General features: G+C 52.1%; 14 protein-coding genes. 5 read left to right on the top strand and 9 right to left on the bottom strand.

Going from position 1 to position 18,892, the window contains the following annotated elements; translation table 11 throughout:
- Positions 1–178: 178 nt before the first annotated feature.
- The 3 genes from ompF to pncB form a co-directional block, all read right to left on the bottom strand.
- Entirely contained in the window at positions 179–1,297 is a 1,119-nt protein-coding gene (ompF, locus tag OGV82_RS17450; protein ID WP_047457749.1) for a porin OmpF, read from the bottom strand.
- 595 nt (positions 1,298–1,892) lie between these two features.
- Positions 1,893–3,293, bottom strand: a complete 1,401-nt coding sequence (asnS, locus tag OGV82_RS17455; protein WP_047457747.1) for an asparagine--tRNA ligase — start codon at positions 3,291–3,293, stop codon at positions 1,893–1,895.
- A 214-nt stretch (positions 3,294–3,507) separates the two neighbouring features.
- Positions 3,508–4,710: a nicotinate phosphoribosyltransferase gene (gene pncB / locus OGV82_RS17460; RefSeq protein WP_047457743.1), complete on the bottom strand. Its 1,203-nt coding sequence runs from the start codon at positions 4,708–4,710 to the stop codon at positions 3,508–3,510.
- A gap of 685 nt (positions 4,711–5,395) precedes the next feature.
- Between pncB and OGV82_RS17465 the strand changes: the two genes are divergently transcribed.
- The gene (locus OGV82_RS17465; protein WP_012132987.1) at positions 5,396–6,403 is read left to right on the top strand and encodes a stealth family protein; all 1,008 of its coding nucleotides are present in this window, start codon (positions 5,396–5,398) and stop codon (positions 6,401–6,403) included.
- 214 nt (positions 6,404–6,617) lie between these two features.
- Entirely contained in the window at positions 6,618–9,230 is a 2,613-nt protein-coding gene (gene pepN / locus OGV82_RS17470; protein WP_047457740.1) for an aminopeptidase N, read from the top strand.
- A gap of 72 nt (positions 9,231–9,302) precedes the next feature.
- On the opposite strand, the gene ssuB is transcribed toward pepN, so the two are convergent.
- The 5 genes from ssuB to ssuE are packed head-to-tail and all read right to left on the bottom strand — an operon-like array spanning position 9,303 to position 13,554.
- Positions 9,303–10,070, bottom strand: coding sequence for an aliphatic sulfonates ABC transporter ATP-binding protein (gene ssuB / locus OGV82_RS17475; RefSeq protein ID WP_012132984.1), 768 nt, complete (start codon positions 10,068–10,070; stop codon positions 9,303–9,305).
- The gene (gene ssuC, locus OGV82_RS17480; protein ID WP_012132983.1) at positions 10,067–10,858 is read right to left on the bottom strand and encodes an aliphatic sulfonate ABC transporter permease SsuC; all 792 of its coding nucleotides are present in this window, start codon (positions 10,856–10,858) and stop codon (positions 10,067–10,069) included. Before ssuC ends, ssuB begins: the two co-directional genes overlap by 4 nt.
- A gap of 11 nt (positions 10,859–10,869) precedes the next feature.
- Positions 10,870–12,015, bottom strand: a complete 1,146-nt coding sequence (ssuD, locus tag OGV82_RS17485) for an FMNH2-dependent alkanesulfonate monooxygenase (protein WP_101744356.1) — start codon at positions 12,013–12,015, stop codon at positions 10,870–10,872.
- The gene (locus tag OGV82_RS17490) at positions 12,012–12,986 is read right to left on the bottom strand and encodes a sulfonate ABC transporter substrate-binding protein (RefSeq protein WP_012132981.1); all 975 of its coding nucleotides are present in this window, start codon (positions 12,984–12,986) and stop codon (positions 12,012–12,014) included. The genes ssuD and OGV82_RS17490 overlap by 4 nt, the downstream gene beginning before the upstream one ends.
- Positions 12,979–13,554 carry an NADPH-dependent FMN reductase gene (ssuE, locus tag OGV82_RS17495; RefSeq protein WP_012132980.1) on the bottom strand — a complete coding sequence of 192 codons (576 nt, stop codon included), beginning with the start codon at positions 13,552–13,554 and terminating at the stop codon, positions 12,979–12,981. The genes OGV82_RS17490 and ssuE overlap by 8 nt, the downstream gene beginning before the upstream one ends.
- Positions 13,555–13,797: 243 nt before the next feature.
- Between ssuE and pyrD the strand changes: the two genes are divergently transcribed.
- Both pyrD and zapC read left to right on the top strand, forming a co-directional pair.
- Positions 13,798–14,808, top strand: a complete 1,011-nt coding sequence (gene pyrD / locus OGV82_RS17500; protein ID WP_047457733.1) for a quinone-dependent dihydroorotate dehydrogenase — start codon at positions 13,798–13,800, stop codon at positions 14,806–14,808.
- Between the two features lie 170 nt (positions 14,809–14,978).
- Entirely contained in the window at positions 14,979–15,521 is a 543-nt protein-coding gene (gene zapC, locus OGV82_RS17505) for a cell division protein ZapC (RefSeq protein ID WP_024130474.1), read from the top strand.
- Here zapC and OGV82_RS17510 read toward each other — a convergent pair.
- Positions 15,518–16,627 (bottom strand): YcbX family protein, encoded by a 1,110-nt coding sequence (locus OGV82_RS17510; protein ID WP_047457729.1) that lies wholly within the window; start codon positions 16,625–16,627, stop codon positions 15,518–15,520. The two genes, zapC and OGV82_RS17510, sit on opposite strands and share 4 nt — an antisense overlap.
- 153 nt (positions 16,628–16,780) lie before the next feature.
- On the opposite strand from OGV82_RS17510, the gene rlmKL reads away from it, so the two are divergent.
- Positions 16,781–18,889, top strand: a complete 2,109-nt coding sequence (gene rlmKL / locus OGV82_RS17515; RefSeq protein WP_047457726.1) for a bifunctional 23S rRNA (guanine(2069)-N(7))-methyltransferase RlmK/23S rRNA (guanine(2445)-N(2))-methyltransferase RlmL — start codon at positions 16,781–16,783, stop codon at positions 18,887–18,889.
- The last annotated feature ends 3 nt before the right edge of the window (positions 18,890–18,892 follow it).

The following is an 18,892-nucleotide window of genomic DNA, read 5'->3' on the forward strand; positions in this document are numbered from 1 at the left end:
GTTCCATTGTGGTTACAGAAGGGAAATCCGTAATCAGGTTAACGGCAGATTTACAAAATGCCAACTGTTAGTGACAAAAAGCCTGAGTGTTTTTTTAAGACGCCAGATTTTGCTGGCAGACATAAAAAAACAGGACCGAAGTCCTGTTTTTTAGGCATTTAACAAAGAGGTCTGCTGATTAGAACTGGTAAACGATACCTACAGCAACCGTGTCGTCAGAGCCTACGCCCAGTTTGTTGTCAGAATCAATCTGGTTGATGATGTAGTCAACATAGGTGGACATGTTTTTGTTGAAGTAGTAAGTCGCGCCAACTTCTACGTAGTTGACCAGATCTTCGCTACCCACGCCTTCAACGTTTTTGGCTTTGGACTTGGTGTAAGCGATGGACGGACGCAGACCGAAGTCGAACTGATACTGAGCAACTAACAGGATGTCCTGAGTTTTGTTGGCGAAGCCGCCGTCGATAGCCGTGGCGTTACGGGTTTCACCGTAGTTGGCTGCCAGGTAGATATTGTTGGCGTCGTATTTCAGACCAGTAGCCCACTGCTCAGCGGTTTTACCACGACCAGCAAGGCGAGAATCTTGCTGAGCGTTGGTGCGGTCAGCGGCACCGTAAGCACCAACGATACCAAAGCCTTCGAATTCATAGCTCAGAGATGCACCCCAGCCGTCGCCGTTAGAGCGCTGTACGTCGCTGAAGTTACTGGAATCGTCTGCGTTAACAACGTAGTTGCTTGCGCGCTCGTTTTTGCCCAGATACTGAACGCCGAAGTTCAGGCCGTCAACCAGACCGAAGAAGTTGGAGTTACGGTAGGTTGCCACACCGCCAACACGGCCAACGAAGAAGTTATCGCTGTATGCAGTGTCACCACCAAATTCTGGCAGCATATCGGTGTAGCCCAGTGCATCGTAAACGATACCGTAGTTACGACCGTAGTCCAGAGAACCCGCATCGCCGAGTTTCAGACCTGCGAATGCCAGACGGGTTTTGTTGCCTTTCTGAGAGTCAGAACCACCTTCGGATCTGTTACCGCTGAACTGGTATTCCCACTGGCCGTAACCGGTCAGTTGATCGTTGATCTGGGTTTCACCTTTAAAACCCAGACGTGCATAGGTCTGGTCGCCATCACCGCCGTAGCTGTTTTTGCCGTTGTCTTTAGAGAAGTAGTGCAGACCTACCGCTTTACCGTAGAGGTCCAGTTTATTGCCATCTTTGTTATACACTTCGGCTGCGTTTGCGGCGCCAGCTGCCAGCAGGGCAGGGATTACCACTGCCAGGATATTACGCTTCATCATTATTTATTACCCTCATTGGTTTTTATATGACACCTGCCACTGCCGCCAATAAATTCTGTCAATAAAAATTTACGGAACTATTGATGAGAGTTTGGTGTCTTTATGTGTCTGACAAGCATCTTTCCATTCAAACCACCGTTTCGCTACCGTGAAAGTGCTACAAAGATAAAGAATTAGTTTCAAAAAGAAAAAATATGTAACTAAATGTTTTATTTTTGGCGCTTTGTGAACGACTTCAAATTTCGGGCCAATTTCAGCCACCATTTCCCATTTTTATTTCTATTTATATGATTTCCTTATGTTTAATTTTTCTAAACATAGCACTTACTGCAAATGTGATTGAACGCGGGTGTGATTGATAACTTTTTTCAGACGTCTGGAATGCCGTGCGATTGATTAAAAATTATGCTATCAGGTGAGGAAAAACTAATCCGCAATGATCGGAGGGATTATTTTTTGTACTGAGATGTTGCAATGAAATATCAGGTAACAGGAAGGGAGAACTGAGGGGCTTGTTTTTAGATTTGTTTACTTCTTATCCATAAAACTTGACATTCTGAGAGAGAAAAAGGCCAGCAAAGCTGGCCTTTTAAAATCAGAAACTGGCGTTACGTGGAGTACGCGGGAACGGAATCACATCACGAACGTTTTGCACGCCGGTGACATAAGCGATCAGACGTTCGAAGCCGAGACCGAAACCTGAATGCGGAACAGTACCGTAGCGGCGCAGATCGCGATACCACCAGTAATCTTCTTTATTCAGGCCCATTTCCGCCATACGGGCATCCAGTACCTCCAGACGCTCTTCACGCTGGGAACCACCAATGATTTCACCAATGCCCGGCGCCAGAACATCCATTGCCGCCACGGTTTTACCGTCTTCGTTAAGGCGCATATAAAACGCTTTAATGTCTTTCGGGTAGTTTTTCACTACCACTGGCGCTTTAAAGTGCTCTTCTGCCAGATAGCGTTCGTGCTCAGAGGAGAGATCCACACCCCAGTAAACCGGGTTTTCGAATTTCCTACCGCAGTTTTCCAGAATTGTGACCGCATCGGTGTAATCAACCTGGGCGAAGTCTGCATCAATAAAATGTTCCAGACGAGAAATCGCATCTTTATCGACACGCTCGGCGAAGAATTTCATATCATCCGCGCGTTCATCCAGTACGGCTTTGAAGACGTATTTCAGCATCGCTTCGGCAAGGCCAGCTACGTCATTCAGGTTGGCAAAGGCGACTTCCGGCTCCAGCATCCAGAACTCAGCCAGGTGGCGGCTGGTGTTGGAGTTTTCTGCACGGAATGTAGGGCCAAAGGTATAGATTTTGGACAGGGCACACGCATAGGTTTCGCCGTTCAACTGGCCGGATACGGTCAGGAAGGACTCTTTACCAAAGAAGTCTTTATCAAAATCGACTTTGCCCTGGTCGTTACGCGGCAGGTTTTCCAGATCCAATGTTGATACACGGAACATTTCACCCGCGCCTTCGGTATCGGAGGCGGTAATCAGCGGCGTCGAAACCCAGAAGAAACCCTGCTCGTCAAAGAAACGGTGCAGCGCGTGCGCCAGCGTATGGCGCACGCGCGCGACTGCGCCAATCATATTGGTGCGCGGACGCAGGTGCGCGACTTCACGCAGATATTCGATACTGTGGCGTTTTGCCGCCATCGGATAGGTATCAGGATCTTCAACCCAACCGGTTACTTCAACCGTGGTGGCCTGAATTTCAAAACTTTGCCCTTGTCCTGGAGACGCAACGACTTTACCCGTGACGATAACTGAGCAGCCGGTTGTCAGACGCAATACGTCTTCATTGTAATTGGGCAGAGAATTATTAATGACAGCCTGTACAGGATCAAAGCAGGAACCGTCATAAACGGCGAGGAAGGAGATGCCAGCTTTTGAATCTCGGCGGGTACGCACCCATCCGCGCACGGTGACTTCGCTGTCAACGGCTACGCGGCCCTGGAGTACGTCGGCTACAGGCACAACGCTCATAATATTCTCTCTGTTAATAGTCGGAAAAAATAAACACTTGTCCACCCTGCTTGGGGGGATACCTATGTTACCTGGCATCTGCAATCAGACAAGCAGAATTCGCAGCTGGAACGAAAGATTTCGGAAATAAACATGAAAAGGGAAGCAAAGTCGCGATAAGACGCGCTTTCTGTCGACCGGATAGCGGCTAAGCGCGTTATCCGGCCAACAATGATTAACTGGCTTTCTTTATATGAGGAAGGTCAAAAGCTTTACGTAATGCACGCACAAAAGCTTTGTCATGACAGATTGTTTTCCCCGGGCTGTCTGACAATTTGGCGACCGGTTTGCCGTTACATTCCACCAGCTTGATGACAATATTGAGCGGCTTCACCTGCGGGATATCGCAGGTCAGACGGGTGCCAATACCAAAGCTCAACTGCACGCGTGAAGAGAAGTGACGATAGAGATCGACTGCTTTCTTCAGATCGAGGTTATCTGAGAAGACCAGCGTCTTACTCAGCGGGTCAATGCCCAGCTTCTGGTAATGGGCGATGGCTTTTTCACCCCATTCAACCGGATCGCCAGAATCGTGGCGTAAGCCCTGATAACGCGTGGCAAATTCGGTGCCGAAGTCGCGTAAGAAAGCGTCCATCGTGATGCAGTCCGTCAGCGCGATACCGAGCTGGTTAGGGTATTCATTCAGCCAGGCGGCGAGAGCTGCGCGCTGACTGGTTGCCAGATCCGGGCTGATTTGCTGATGCGCCTGGAACCATTCATGCGCCTGTGTGCCCATAGGCGTAAGCGACAGCCGACGGGCGAGATCGTAGTTACTGGTGCCGACAAACCACGGTTCCTGCTGAAGGCGTTTGACGATGGCCTGCTGCACTTCGCGAGAGAAACGGCGACGGGTGCCGAAATCCATCAGATGGAAGCGGGACATATCGAGATCGGCGGTTAATGCAGAGAAATCGACGAGTTTACTTTCCAGCGCATCAAGCGCCTGCGCCACACCCATTTCCGGCGAGCGGTAACGGTGCACCAGTTCGCTGATCACCGCCAACAGCGGGACTTCCCACATGATGACTTCGCGCCACGGACCGGTTAAGCGGATGTTTAGCTTCCCGTTATCGTTGGTCACGCAGACCTGTTCCGGGTTATAGCGGAAGTCACGTAACCAGTTGAGATAATCAGCTTTAAAGAAGGGCAGGCTGGAGAGCCACTGGAACTCGTCCTCCTGAAGTTGCAGGTGTTGCATTGCATTCACCTGCTCGCGAATAGCGTCGGCGTAAATACCGAGCAGGTCGTCACCACGGCAACGAAATTCAGCCGCTACATGCACATCATAGTAGTGGTGAAAAACGGCTTGCTGCATATGCAACTTATAAGCGTCTGTATCCAGCAACGAGTGCAGAACAGGAGAAGCGAATTGTGTCATAGGTGCGCAGTAGCATCCTCTCACGGGAGCGTTTAGTACAATAAACAACTAAGAAAACCGCTGGAGTATACCTTGTTTAGCGATTTATTGAACCCCGATCACAACATAAGCTGTCTTTGCGGTCGAGTGCATTTCGTGCCGCGTGTTATGAAAATGTAGAACGTATGCTATTAACTCTTTGAATTTAATCACTGTTAGCCCCCGATGCCGCGCCCTGAGGGGCTGGTGGAGACAATGTTCATCCCGCCCCCAATAATCAAATTGATCAGATCGTGAAATATCGACGCGTAAGAATCATCTCATCGTTTGTTTTTTCTTCAAAAATCATTCTGCATTACCGGATAACAGGGCGATTCTATGACTTCTGTCCTTGATTTCATCTGAATCCGTCATGTATCATTTTCGCGATAAAGTATCGCAGAGCCTGTTCGAACCCAGGAAAACCCTCTATTACCTGGGCTTATCAATATTGAATCTTTATTCTCAAAGGCTTAAAGGGTATGAAAACGTGCCCGGCTGATGCTTTTATTACCTGATTATTTATGCGCGACTCACCGCTCCGGCGGGTTCATCGTCAGGCAATTTAACCGTGCTCATCTTGTTTGCCTTTGCCTTGATGGGGTTAAAAATAGCCTTTCGGACTTGTTATATTTTATGAGCGCAATGATTATTTGAGATAAAAACGATGAGTGATATTGATTTTGTTGTTTTATGGGTTGATTCAACCGATGTAGCCTGGCAAGAAAAGTTTACTGAGTTCAAAGGAAAAGGTAGCCACGGTGAGAGAGCCGTCCACCCTGCGCGGTTCAGGGATATGGGTATCTTTAAATATTGGTTCAGATGTGTCGAAAAATATGCGCCATGGGTAAGAAAAGTACATTTGGTTACCTGTGGACAAATTCCGTCATGGATCAATGTAGAACATGAAAAATTAAATATTGTCTTTCATGATGAGTTTATTCCGTCTGAATATTTACCAACGTTCAACTCTAATACGATAGAGCTAAATCTTCATCGGATAAAAGATCTCAGTAATAAATTTGTTTTATTTAATGACGATACGTTCATTACCTCTCCTTTGCGGGAAGATTTTTATTTTGATAATGGCTATCCTAATGACTTCCTCATCATAAAAAAACAATCACCTAAAAATAAAGACGAGATCATAATGAGGTCGTCAGAATTTCTTAATGTCAGTGTTTTAAATACGCATATTAATAAAAAGACAATAATCAAAGAAAACAGACGTAAATACTATAGCTTACGTTATAAAAAAGGTCTGTTGAAAAATTTTATGAACCGTCGTGCAAGTTATTTTGAAGGCTTCTACGGTAAGCATCTTCCGCAGCCATTCCTGAAAAGTACATTCACTGAGATATGGCAGGCCGAAGAGGAGTTGTTGAAAAAATCATCAAGTAAAAGGTTCAGAGAGCCATTATGTTTAACGCAGTATTTATTCAGGTACTGGCAACTGGCCCACGGTAACTTTAATCCTAAGAACCCGGAAGGGCGTGGAGTATATTTCAATTTGTCGTCCAGTAACATAAACGAGGCCATCAAGACGCTGTCAAATGGCACCGCACAGGCCTGTTTTAATGACACTGAAAAGTTACACGATTTTGAAAAGGTAACGACTACGCTAAGAAATGCCTTTGAAATGAGGCTTGGTCATAAATCAAGTTTTGAGATTTAAGCCTGTGGTTCTCATTGTACTGGCGATGTGACGTTTTCATTTGGCTGGCGGGCGCCTGAACGGCCTCCGTGATTTTAAACGTGACGCCTTTATGTTATAAAAATGTAGCAAAAAGAGTGTTTGTGTCTGAAAAGATGAACATTCTGCATAGCGCGATTTCGACAACAGGAATAGACTGGAGTCGGGACTCTACAAAAGATGCTAAAGGTTTTTTATGACACAACAGCCACAAGCCAAATACCGTCACGACTACCGTGCCCCGGATTACCAGATTACTGACATTGATTTGACCTTTGACCTGGATGCTGAGAAAACCGTCGTTACAGCACTGAGTCAGGCTGTCCGTCATGGCGCATCTGACGCGCCCCTTCGCCTGAGCGGTGAAGATCTGCGACTGGTATCCCTCCATGTAAACGATGCGCCGTGGACCGACTACAAAGAAGAAGAGGGCGAGCTGGTGATCGGCAGCCTGCCCGAGCGCTTTACTCTGCGCATTGTGAATGAGATCAGCCCGGCGGCGAACACGGCGCTGGAAGGCCTGTACCAGTCAGGCGACGCGCTGTGTACGCAGTGTGAAGCGGAAGGTTTCCGCCACATAACCTGGTATCTCGACCGCCCGGATGTGCTGGCGCGGTTTACCACCAAAATCATTGCCGATAAATCCAGATATCCGTTCCTGCTTTCCAACGGCAACCGTATTGCGCAGGGGGAACTGGATAATGGCCGTCACTGGGTGCAGTGGCAGGACCCGTTCCCGAAACCCTGCTACCTGTTTGCGCTGGTGGCGGGCGATTTCGATGTACTGCGCGATACCTTCATCACGCGTTCTGGCCGGGAGGTGGCGCTGGAACTGTACGTTGATCGCGGCAATCTGGACCGTGCGCCGTGGGCGATGACTTCGCTGAAAAATTCCATGAAATGGGATGAAGAGCGTTTCGGCCTGGAGTATGACCTCGACATCTACATGATCGTGGCGGTGGACTTCTTCAATATGGGCGCGATGGAGAATAAAGGTTTGAACGTCTTTAACTCCAAATATGTGCTGGCCCGCACCGATACGGCGACCGACAAAGATTATCTCGACATTGAGCGCGTTATTGGTCACGAATATTTCCACAACTGGACGGGTAACCGCGTTACCTGTCGCGACTGGTTCCAGTTGAGTCTGAAAGAAGGCCTGACCGTTTTCCGCGACCAGGAATTCAGTTCCGATCTCGGCTCCCGCGCGGTGAACCGCATCAGCAACGTGCGCACCATGCGTGGTCTGCAATTTGCTGAGGACGCGAGCCCAATGGCGCATCCTATCCGCCCGGATAAGGTCATTGAGATGAACAACTTCTACACCCTGACCGTCTACGAGAAGGGCGCGGAAGTGATTCGCATGATCCACACGCTGCTGGGCGAAACGAATTTCCAGAAAGGGATGCAGCTTTATTTTGAGCGTCATGACGGCAGCGCCGCTACCTGTGATGACTTTGTGCAGGCAATGGAGGATGCGTCGAATGTCGATTTGTCTCACTTCCGCCGCTGGTACAGCCAGTCCGGCACGCCGGTTGTCAGCGTACGGGACGACTATAACCCGGAAACGGAACAGTACACGTTGACCATTAGTCAGCGTACGCCTGCGACGGCGGATCAGGCAGAAAAGCAAGCGCTGCATATTCCGTTCGCGATTGAGCTGTACGACAACGAAGGCAACGTTATTCCGTTGCAGAAGGGCGGTCATCCGGTCAATTCCGTGTTGAACGTGACCCAGGCGGATCAAACCTTTGTCTTTGACAATGTGTATTTCCAGCCGGTGCCAGCACTGCTGTGCGAATTCTCCGCGCCGGTGAAACTGGAGTACAAATGGAGCGATCAACAACTGACGTTCCTGATGCGTCATTCGCGCAATGACTTCTCACGTTGGGACGCGGCGCAAAGCCTGTTGGCGACGTATATTAAGCTGAACGTTGCGCGCCACCAGCAGGGGCAGCCGCTGTCGCTGCCGGTACATGTGGCGGATGCCTTCCGGGCGGTTCTGCTGGATGAGAAAATCGATCCGGCGCTGGCGGCGGAAATTCTGACGTTGCCTTCGGTGAATGAGATCGCGGAACTGTTCGAGATCATCGATCCGCTGGCGATTGCCGAAGTCCGCGAAGCGTTGACCCGCACGCTGGCGGCGGAACTGGCAGACGAGTTCCTGGCAATCTATAACGCGAATCATCTTGATGAGTACCGCGTTGAACACACCGACATTGGCAAGCGTACGCTACGCAATGCCTGCCTGCGCTTCCTGGCCTTTGGTGAAACCCACCTGGCGGATACGCTGGTGAGCAAGCAGTACCATGAAGCCAATAATATGACCGATGCGCTGGCGGCGCTGTCGGCGGCGGTCGCGGCGCAATTGCCGTGCCGTGACGCGTTGATGCAGGAGTATGATGATAAGTGGCATCAGGACGGACTGGTCATGGATAAATGGTTTATCCTGCAATCCACCAGCCCGGCGGATAACGTGCTGGAAACGGTGCGTGGCCTCCTGAAGCATCGTTCTTTCAGTATGAGCAACCCGAACCGTATTCGTTCGTTGATTGGCGCATTTGCCGGGAGCAATCCGGCGGCGTTTCATGCTGAAGACGGCAGCGGCTATCAGTTCCTGGTCGAAATGCTGACGGACCTCAACAGCCGTAACCCACAGGTGGCATCACGCCTGATTGAACCGCTGATTCGTCTGAAACGTTACGATGCGAAGCGCCAGGAAAAAATGCGCGCCGCGCTGGAGCAACTGAAAGGGCTGGAAAACCTCTCTGGCGATCTGTTCGAGAAGATTACCAAAGCGTTAGCCTGATAATATTGCCGGATGCGTCCGGCCTACCATTTACGTGTAGGCCGGATAAGCAACAGCGCCATCCGGCATTTTTTAACCGTGCTTGCGTAGCGGAGCCTCATTTTCGCCACGTTGCATCACCCGACCCAACACTTCTGCTTCCAGTTCCGCTAAACGTACCGTCCCCAGACGGCGCGGCCTCGCGATATCCACCGTCAAGTCCAGACCAATTTTCCCGTCCTCGATCAACAGAACCCGATCGGCCATCGCCACGGCCTCGCTGACGTCATGCGTGACCAGCAGCACTGTAAAACCGTGCTCTTGCCATAACGAGACGATCAAATCCTGCATTTCCAGCCGGGTCAGGGCATCCAGCGCGCCGAGAGGTTCATCCAGCAGCAATAATCCCGGCCGGTGGATCAGCGCGCGGGCCAGCGCGACACGCTGTTTCTGCCCGCCGGACAGCGCCGCAGGCCACTCCGTCGCCCGGTTTTCGAGACCGACCGCCGCCAGCGCCTGACGCGCCGCATCCCGCCAGCCGCCTTTCAGACCCAATCCAACATTATCGATCACCGACTTCCACGGCAGCAGGCGCGCATCCTGGAACATCATACGCGTGTCGTCCTGGATCTCGGCCAGCGGCGTTGTTCCGGCAAGCAATTCGCCAGCCGTAGGGGATTCCAGACCGGCCAGCAGACGCAGCAGCGTACTTTTCCCGCCACCGCTGCGTCCAACCACCGCCACAAATTGCCCGGCGGGAATATGCAGATCCAACTGGTTCAGCACCGTGTTGTCAGCATATTGTTTGGTTACCGCGTTGAGCAGTAGCGGCGTTCCCTGATTAAGACGAGCGGTATTCATACGGTTGCCTCTTTCGTGTAATAAGCAGGATTCCAGCGCAGCCAGACGCGCTCTAACAGCTGTGCGCTGACGTCGGCGAGTTTACCGAGCAGGGCATACAAAATAATCGCGACCACGACGATGTCCGTTTGCAGGAATTCCCTGGCGTTCATCGCCAGATAGCCGATCCCGGCATTCGCCGAAATGGTTTCCGCCACAATCAGCGTCAGCCACATCAACCCGAGCGCAAAACGGACGCCAACCATAATAGAGGGCAGGGCGCCGGGGAGGATCACATGCACAAACAGCGGGAAGCCGGATAAGCCATAGCTGCGAGCCATCTCCACCAGACCCCGATCGATATTACGAATCCCATGCCAGGTATTGATATAAATCGGAAACAGCGTTCCCAGCGCCACGAGAAAAATCTTCGCGCTTTCATCAATCCCGAACCATAAAATCACCAGCGGGATCAGCGCCAGGTGCGGCACGTTACGCAGCATTTGTACTGAAGTATCCAGCAGACGTTCTCCCCACCGCGACAAACCGCTGATCAGCCCCAGCGTCAGACCGATAGAACCGCCAATTGAAAAGCCGATGAAAGCGCGCCACGAACTAATGGCCAGATGCTGCCAGAGTTCGCCGCTGGCGGAGAGTGTCCAGAATGCCGCGATCACCCCTTCAGGAGAGGGTAGTATGCGGGTTGACAACCAGCCCATCGAAGAGGCTATTTGCCAGACCGCCACGATGCCCACCGGTAAAAACCAGGGGGCAACGCGCAATAACCATTTGTTTGTGGGCGTTGCCATTGGCGTACTCCTTAACTCTGCGCGGCTTTACGGGGGATAAATTCATTGGCAACAGCTTCGCCTTGCTGATGCAGAGGCTGCGGCTGCGGAATTTCCGGGATGGCGACGTCCAGATGCGGGAACAGCAGTTCGCCCACGTTGTAGGCTTCTTCCAGATGCGGATAACCGGAGAGCACAAAACTGTCGATACCCAGCGCCGCGTACTCATTTATACGTGCGGCGACGGTCGGGCCATCACCCACCAACGCGGTTCCCGCGCCGCCGCGCACCAGCCCGACGCCAGCCCACAAGTTAGGGCTGATCTCCAGTTGATCACGCTTACCGTTATGCAGCGCGGCCATCCGGTGCTGACCGACAGAATCCGTTCTGGCGAATGCGACTTGCGCTTTGGCGATCGTATCGTCATCCAGGTGAGCAATCAGGCGATCGGCCGCACGCCAGGCCTCTTCATTGGTTTCACGCACAATGACGTGCAGGCGGATGCCGAAACGGATTTTACGCCCGCGAGCCGCCGCTTTGGCGCGTACCTGTTCAATTTTCTCTTTTACCTGCGCAGGCGGTTCGCCCCAGGTGAGATAGAGATCGACCTGCTCAGCGGCGAGATCCTGCGCGACATCCGATGAACCGCCAAAATAGAGCGGTGGATACGGTTGCTGAATGGCAGGGAAGAACAGTTTTGCGCCACGAACATGAATATGTTTACCGTTGAAGTCCACCGTCTCGCCTTGCAGCAGGCGTCGCCATACCTGCGTAAACTCGGATGAGGCTTCATAGCGTTCGGTGTGGTCAAGGAAGACGCCGTCACCGGCCAGCTCCTGCGGATCGCTACCGGTAACCAGATTAAACAGCGCGCGGCCATTGGAGAGTCTGTCCAGCGTTGCGGCCTGACGGGCGGCAACCGTTGGCGACGTGACGCTTGGGCGCAGGGCGACCAGGAATTTCAGTCGCTGTGTGACCGGAATCATTGAGGCGGCAACCAGCCAGGCGTCTTCGCAGGAACGCCCGGTTGGGATCAATACGCCTGTAAAGCCCAGGCGGTCCGCCGTTTGCGCGATTTGTTGCAGGTAACCGTGATCGACCGGGCGCGAGCCTGCTTCGGTTCCCAGATAATGCCCATCACCGTGGGTAGGTAAAAACCAGAACATATTCAGGCTCATAATTTTGCTCCTTCTTGTTGAGTGGGCTGCCAGATACGCTGGCGAATATCGATTTTTTTCGGCACCAGACGGTTGTCGTAAAACAGATCGGCGGTTTGCTGCTGCAAGGTAGCGACAGAGGCGCTCACCGGCGTAATGGTGGTTGGCGGGCGATGATCCAGATAGGTGGCAATCACCGGTTCAGGCAATCCCATCGTTTTTGCCAGCAGGGTGATACTTTGTTCACGCTGGCTTATCGTTAACGCATCGGCCTGACTGAAGGTGTCCAGAACGCCCTGAATGAAGCTGCCGTTCTTTTCGGCATAAGGGCGCGCCGCCAGATAGAACGAACCGGTTTGTTTCAGGTCGGTCCCGTCTTTCAGGACGCGAACGCCACCCTGCAACAGCGCAGCGGAATAGTAAGGGTCCCAGATTGCCCACGCATCGACATTCCCCTGCTGGAATGCGGCGCGGGCGTCTGCTGGCGTCAGGTATGTGGCCTGGATATCGGTAAATTTAAGTCCGGCCTGTTGCAGTGCGCGCAACAGCAGATTGTGCGAACTGGAACCTTTCTGGAAGGCGACTTTGTGTCCTTTCAGATCCGCGACGGTTTTAATCGGACTGTTTTCAGGGACGAGAATGACCTCGGCTTTTGGTTTGGGAGGCTCAACGCCAACATAAACCAGGTCCGCCCCGGCAGCCTGCGCAAAAATAGGGGGAATATCGCCGGTACTGCCGAGATCGATACTGCCGACATTCAATGCCTCCAGCATTTGCGGGCCCGCCGGGAACTCAACCCAGGAGATTTTGGTTTGCGGGTAACGCTTCTCCAGCAGTTGGTGGCTTTTCGCCAGCACCATACTGATGCTGCCTTTCTGATAGCCGATGCGCAGTGCGTCAGGCGCTGACTCTGCCGCGTGTGACCAGGCCGAAAGCGAGAGCAATCCGGCCAGCGCCAGCCATTGAGGACGATGTCTGAAAAATTTAAACATGGGCAACGCCTCGTGGTGAATGAATGACGGGAACCGGCACATCGCGGCGGTGCAACGCTTGCCAGAATGTTTCAAGCGCACTGTCAAGGCGATGTTGTAAGTTAGGGGTGAACTGCGGTTTATGCTGGTAATCAATCACCTGGGAATCGTCGGCAAACACGCCGTGCAGGATCTCTTGTGCTTTCAGCGCGCTCAGCACCGGCTTGAGCGCGTAGTCAACGGCCAGTAAATGGGCGACAGTACCGCCGGTTGCCAGCGGTAATACGGCTTTGCCTTCCAGCGCTCGTTCAGGAAGCAGGTCGAGCAACGTTTTTAACGCCCCGGAATAGGCGGCTTTATAAACCGGCGTTGCGACGATCAGCCCGTCTGCATCCTGTAATTGTTCAATAAATGTTTTTAACGCCGGGCTGTCGAAACGCGCATATAGCAAGTCTTCGGGGTCAAAGTTATGCAAATTCCAGTGGCTGACTTCGACGTCCAGACTGTTCAGTTTTTCCCGGGAATATTCCAGTAACGCACTGGAACGAGAGGGAAAGCGTGGGCTTCCCGCCAGAGTGATGACGCGCATAATCTCAATCTCCCCTTATAACTAATTATTCGATTTTCATTAACATTGATAACAATTTGTGCAGTCTGACAGAGAGATTTTGTTTACCGAAATGATTTATGCGGGATAGAAAAGTTGGAAATTGAATAAAAAGAGGACAACAAGGAAAACGATTGCTATTTATTGCCGCAAGTCAATTCCCTTTTTGCTGGATATCGCACATAATACGCCCCCGGTCTGCACACCGGGAATCCAGGAGAGTTCATGTACTACCCCTTCGTTCGTAAAGCCCTTTTTCAGCTCGATCCAGAGCGCGCTCATGAATTTACGTTTCAGCAATTACGCCGTGTAACAGGCACGCCGCTGGAAGCGCTTGTCCGACAGAAAGTCCCCGCGAAGCCAGTAAGCTGCATGGGGCTGACATTTAAGAATCCGCTCGGCCTTGCTGCGGGTCTGGATAAGGACGGAGAGTGCATCGACGCTCTGGGCGCAATGGGATTCGGATCGATTGAGATCGGAACCGTGACGCCGCGCCCTCAGCCTGGTAACGATAAGCCGCGCCTTTTCCGCCTGGTTGATGCCGAAGGGTTGATCAACCGGATGGGCTTTAATAATTTGGGCGTTGATAACCTGGTAGAGAATGTCAAAAAAGCGCATTTCGACGGTATCCTCGGAATTAATATCGGCAAAAATAAAGATACGCCGGTAGAGAATGGCAAAGATGACTATCTGATTTGTATGGAAAAAATCTATGCATATGCCGGTTATATCGCCATTAATATCTCTTCGCCAAATACCCCTGGGTTACGTACGCTACAATATGGCGAGGCGCTGGATGATTTGCTGACGGCAATTAAAAATAAGCAAAATGATCTCCAGACGATCCACCATAAATATGTTCCGATCGCGGTAAAGATCGCCCCGGATCTTTCTGAGGACGAATTGATCCAGGTGGCCGACAGTTTAGTTCGCCATAATATTGATGGTGTGATTGCGACAAATACGACGCTCGATCGTTCTCTGGTTCAGGGAATGAAAAATTGCGATGAAGCGGGTGGTTTAAGCGGTCGACCATTACAGTTAAAAAGTACAGAAATTATTCGCCGACTGTCCCAGGAATTGAAAGGACAGTTACCGATTATTGGCGTCGGCGGGATAGATTCTGTCATCGCGGCGCGTGAGAAGATGGCTGCTGGCGCTACGCTGGTACAAATTTATTCCGGCTTTATTTTTAAAGGCCCGCAGCTGATTAAAGAAATCGTTACCCATATTTGATTCTTTTCTCTCATTATCAGACAACCAGGGCTTTATTTCCGGCCCTGGTTGTTTTATATTCCTTCATTGTTGCTTATTTAAACATTTTAGGCTTTGCTTATTAAGGTAATAAACGAAGCGGTGAAAAAGGACATTTTTGCAACAGGGTGATGGAAACGGGAGAGAGTACAATGCGAATTAAACCTGACGATAACTGGCGCTGGTATTATGATGAAGAGCATGACCGAATGATGCTCGATTTAGCCAATGGCATGTTATTTCGCTCGCGCTTTGCTCGCAAAATGCTCACGCCGGATGCATTTTCGCCGTCTGGTTTTTGTGTCGATGACGCCGCGCTCTATTTCTCTTTTGAAGAAAAATGTCGCGACCTCGAATTATCGAAAGAACAAAAAGCGGAACTGGTGCTCAATGCGCTGGTGGCGATCCGTTATCTGAAACCACAGATGCCAAAAAGCTGGCATTTTGTCGCGCACGGCGAGATCTGGACGCCAACGGTGGGTGATGCCGCCTGCGTGTGGCTTAGCGACACCGAAGAACAGGTGAATTTACTGGTGGTTGAGCCGGGTGAAAACGCGGCGCTGTGCCTGCTGGCCCAGCCCGGTGTCGTCGTGGCTGGACGCACTATGCAGCTCGGCGATGCGATTAAGATCATGAACGACAGACTGAAGCCGCAACAGCGACTCGCCAGCTTCAGCCTTGAACAAGCGGTTTAATTTCCCAGCCTGAGCGCGGTTTTTGGCACGCAGCTACAGCTAAGAATCGTTCCATCATCGTTAATCGCTGATTTTTTCAGCGGACTCACTTCGCCTTCCAGCAGCGTTATCCGGCAACTGCCGCAGATCCCGGCCCGACATGAATAAGGGATGCGGATACCCTGATTCTCCAGTTGTTCAAGCAGCACCTGTTGGTTATTCCCACGAAAGGTTTGCCCCTGCCAGTCGATAGTGACTGTTGTATCAGGCTGTTTTTCCGGCGCCACCGCATCATCAGAATTTGCGGCGCCATAAGGTTTGGCGGGGGCGGTTGCGAGAATGTCAACCTCATCGCCTACGCGAATGACGCCGCTGTTACGCGCAATCAGGTTCTGCCCGAAATCAACATCGCCGTTGTCCTGCGCCGTGCGAAAGGTTTGCAAGGTTGCCAGCGGCTCACCCGTTGGGTGCTTTTGCCCTTTCTCAGGGCTGACGGTGGTGAAAATACAACGGCTGCACGGTTTTGCGACATCAAAGATGACGTCGCCGATACGAATGACCTTCCAGGTGTCTTCTTCCCAGGGCGCCGCGCCGGAAACGACCAGATTGGGACGAAACTGTTCTATTTTCACGCCAGCCGGGCAACGCTGCTGTAAGTCGCGCAGTGAGGCCTCGTTGGCCAGCAGAAAGGGATAACCATCGGCAAATGACAACGGCACGTCGTCGCGGCGTTTTACTCTGCGCGTAAGTCGGGGGCCGACCCAGCGTAATTGCACGTCACGGGAAAAGAATCCGCTTAACCACTGATTTATCGCATCCGGGGCGATACGGGCAGTAAAATGGTTTCCCCAGACTTCGGTTGGCGCATCCTGCGCGGCGAAATCAGCAAAGCGCACCACCACGCTGCTGCCATCCGGGGCGCTAAGATGTAATCCGTCGTGTAGCGGAGAAGGCGTAAAGCGCACCATTTGCGGAAACTGGCGGGCGGTAATAAAGGTGCCATCAGGTTCAGTAACCATAAAGATACGATCGAAAGCCAGGCCACTGATGTCTGCCAGCGCATGCGTCAGGCCGATGCCGCGCATCGATTTGACCGGATGAATAAAAAGCCGGGTTAACGTCACCACTGTACAGCCCTCGAACGAAAATAAGCTTTCAATCTTATGACATGAGCGCCAGATTAGCTATATAAGCCCCATCCTTCACGCTTGTCGCTGCGAGGCAACGCGAAAGATTTTGTGTATAATGCGCAGCAATTTTCTTAGAGTAAAAGTGACAATATGAATTCTCTGTTTGCCAGTACGGCCCGCGGGCTGGAAGAGCTGTTAAAAACTGAACTTGAAAACCTGGGCGCTGCGGATTGCCAGGTGGTTCAGGGTGGTGTCCATTTTCAGGGCGACACGCGGCTTGTGTACCAGAGTTTAATGTGGAGCCGCCTGGCCTCGCGCATTATGCTGCCGATGGGAGAGTGCAAGGTCTACAGCGATTTAGACCTGTACCTCGGCGTGCAGGCAATCAACTGGACAGAGATTTTTAATCCAGACGCCACCTTTGCCGTGCATTTTAGTGGGCTGAACGACACCATTCGCAACAGCCAGTATGGTGCAATGAAAGTAAAGGATGCGATTGTTGATGCGTTCACGCGTAAAAACCTGCCGCGTCCTAATGTCGATCGTGAATCTCCAGATATTCGCGTTAACGTCTGGCTGAACAAAGACACTGCCAGCATTGCCCTCGATCTGAGCGGCGATGGCCTGCACCTGCGCGGCTATCGCGATCGTACCGGTCTGGCGCCCATTAAAGAGACGCTGGCGGCGGCCATCGTGATGCGTTCCGGCTGGCAGCCGGGAACGCCGCTGCTCGACCCGATGTGTGGTTCCGGTACGCTGCTGATCGAGGCCGCAATGTGGGCGACCGATCGCGCGCCGGGTCTGCATCGTGGTCACTGGGGCTTTAGCGGCTGGGCGCAGCATGATGAGGCTATCTGGCAGGAAGTCAAAGCAGAAGCGCAAACCCGCGCCCGTAAAGGGCTTGCGGAATATAGCTCGCATTTTTATGGTTCTGACAGCGATGCCCGCGTGATTGAACGTGCGCGCAGCAACGCCCGTCGCGCAGGCATTGGTGAGTTGATTACCTTCGAGGTAAGAGATGTCGCCCAACTGAGCAACCCGCTGCCGAAAGGGCCGTACGGTACGGTAATCAGCAACCCGCCGTATGGTGAGCGTCTGGACAGCGAACCGGCGCTGATTGCGCTGCACAGCCTGCTGGGGCGCACCATGAAAAATCAGTTCGGCGGCTGGAGCCTGTCGCTGTTCAGCGCCTCGCCGGATCTGCTGAACTGCCTGCAACTGCGCGCGGATAAGCAATTCAAAGCCAAAAACGGCCCGCTGGACTGCGTGCAGAAAAACTATCATCTGGCGGAAAAAACGCCAGACAGCAAGCCTGCGACGGTGGCGGAAGATTACGCCAACCGCCTGCGCAAAAATATTAAGAAGCTGGAGAAATGGGCGCGCCAGGAAGGGATCGAATGCTATCGCCTGTATGATGCCGATCTGCCGGAATACAATGTGGCGGTCGATCGCTACGGCGAGTGGGTGGTGATTCAGGAATATGCGCCGCCGAAAACGGTTGATGCGCAGAAAGCGCGTCAGCGTCTGTTCGACATCATCGCCGCCACGCTGTTGGTACTGGAGATTGCGCCGAATAAACTGGTGTTAAAAACCCGTGAGCGCCAGAAAGGCAAAAGCCAGTATCAAAAGATGAACGAGAAAGGTGAGTTCATTGAAGTCAGCGAATATAACGCGCGTTTATGGGTTAACCTGACCGACTATCTTGATACCGGTCTGTTCCTCGATCACCGTATTGCGCGCCGGATGCTGGGTCAGATGAGCAAAGGCAAAGATTTCCTTAACCTGTTCTCCTATACCGGCAGCGCCAGCGTACATGCGGGGCTGGGCGGCGCACGTAGCACCACTACGGTGGACATGTCGCGTACCTATCTGGAGTGGGCTGAACGCAACCTGCGTCTGAACGGGCTGAGCGGCCGTGCGCACCGCCTGATTCAGGCCGACTGCCTGGGCTGGCTGCGTGAGGCGAATGAACAGTTCGATCTGATTTTTATCGATCCGCCGACGTTCTCCAACTCAAAACGGATGGACGAGTCGTTTGATGTGCAGCGCGATCACCTGGTGTTAATGAAAGATCTGAAACGTCTGCTGCGCAAAGGCGGCACGATCATGTTCTCCAACAACAAACGCGGATTCCGTATGGATCTGGACGGCCTGGCGGCGCTGGGACTGAAAGCACAAGAAATTACGCAAAAAACGCTTTCTCAGGACTTTGCCCGTAATCGTCAGATCCACAACTGCTGGCTGATTACCGCAGCCTGAAAG

This window comes from Citrobacter sp. CK191, from assembly GCF_030333435.1.
Classification (GTDB): Bacteria; Pseudomonadota; Gammaproteobacteria; order Enterobacterales; family Enterobacteriaceae; genus Citrobacter_B; species Citrobacter_B koseri.

What these genes read in the sequence shown, in the direction of transcription:
- ompF (WP_047457749.1), bottom strand. Translation starts at nt 1,297, where the DNA reads ATGATGAAGCGTAATATCCTGGCAGTGGTAATCCCTGCCCTGCTGGCA.
- asnS (WP_047457747.1), bottom strand. Translation starts at nt 3,293, where the DNA reads ATGAGCGTTGTGCCTGTAGCCGACGTACTCCAGGGCCGCGTAGCCGTT.
- pncB (WP_047457743.1), bottom strand. Translation starts at nt 4,710, where the DNA reads ATGACACAATTCGCTTCTCCTGTTCTGCACTCGTTGCTGGATACAGAC.
- OGV82_RS17465 (WP_012132987.1), top strand. Translation starts at nt 5,396, where the DNA reads ATGAGTGATATTGATTTTGTTGTTTTATGGGTTGATTCAACCGATGTA.
- pepN (WP_047457740.1), top strand. Translation starts at nt 6,618, where the DNA reads ATGACACAACAGCCACAAGCCAAATACCGTCACGACTACCGTGCCCCG.
- ssuB (WP_012132984.1), bottom strand. Translation starts at nt 10,070, where the DNA reads ATGAATACCGCTCGTCTTAATCAGGGAACGCCGCTACTGCTCAACGCG.
- ssuC (WP_012132983.1), bottom strand. Translation starts at nt 10,858, where the DNA reads ATGGCAACGCCCACAAACAAATGGTTATTGCGCGTTGCCCCCTGGTTT.
- ssuD (WP_101744356.1), bottom strand. Translation starts at nt 12,015, where the DNA reads ATGAGCCTGAATATGTTCTGGTTTTTACCTACCCACGGTGATGGGCAT.
- OGV82_RS17490 (WP_012132981.1), bottom strand. Translation starts at nt 12,986, where the DNA reads ATGTTTAAATTTTTCAGACATCGTCCTCAATGGCTGGCGCTGGCCGGA.
- ssuE (WP_012132980.1), bottom strand. Translation starts at nt 13,554, where the DNA reads ATGCGCGTCATCACTCTGGCGGGAAGCCCACGCTTTCCCTCTCGTTCC.
- pyrD (WP_047457733.1), top strand. Translation starts at nt 13,798, where the DNA reads ATGTACTACCCCTTCGTTCGTAAAGCCCTTTTTCAGCTCGATCCAGAG.
- zapC (WP_024130474.1), top strand. Translation starts at nt 14,979, where the DNA reads ATGCGAATTAAACCTGACGATAACTGGCGCTGGTATTATGATGAAGAG.
- rlmKL (WP_047457726.1), top strand. Translation starts at nt 16,781, where the DNA reads ATGAATTCTCTGTTTGCCAGTACGGCCCGCGGGCTGGAAGAGCTGTTA.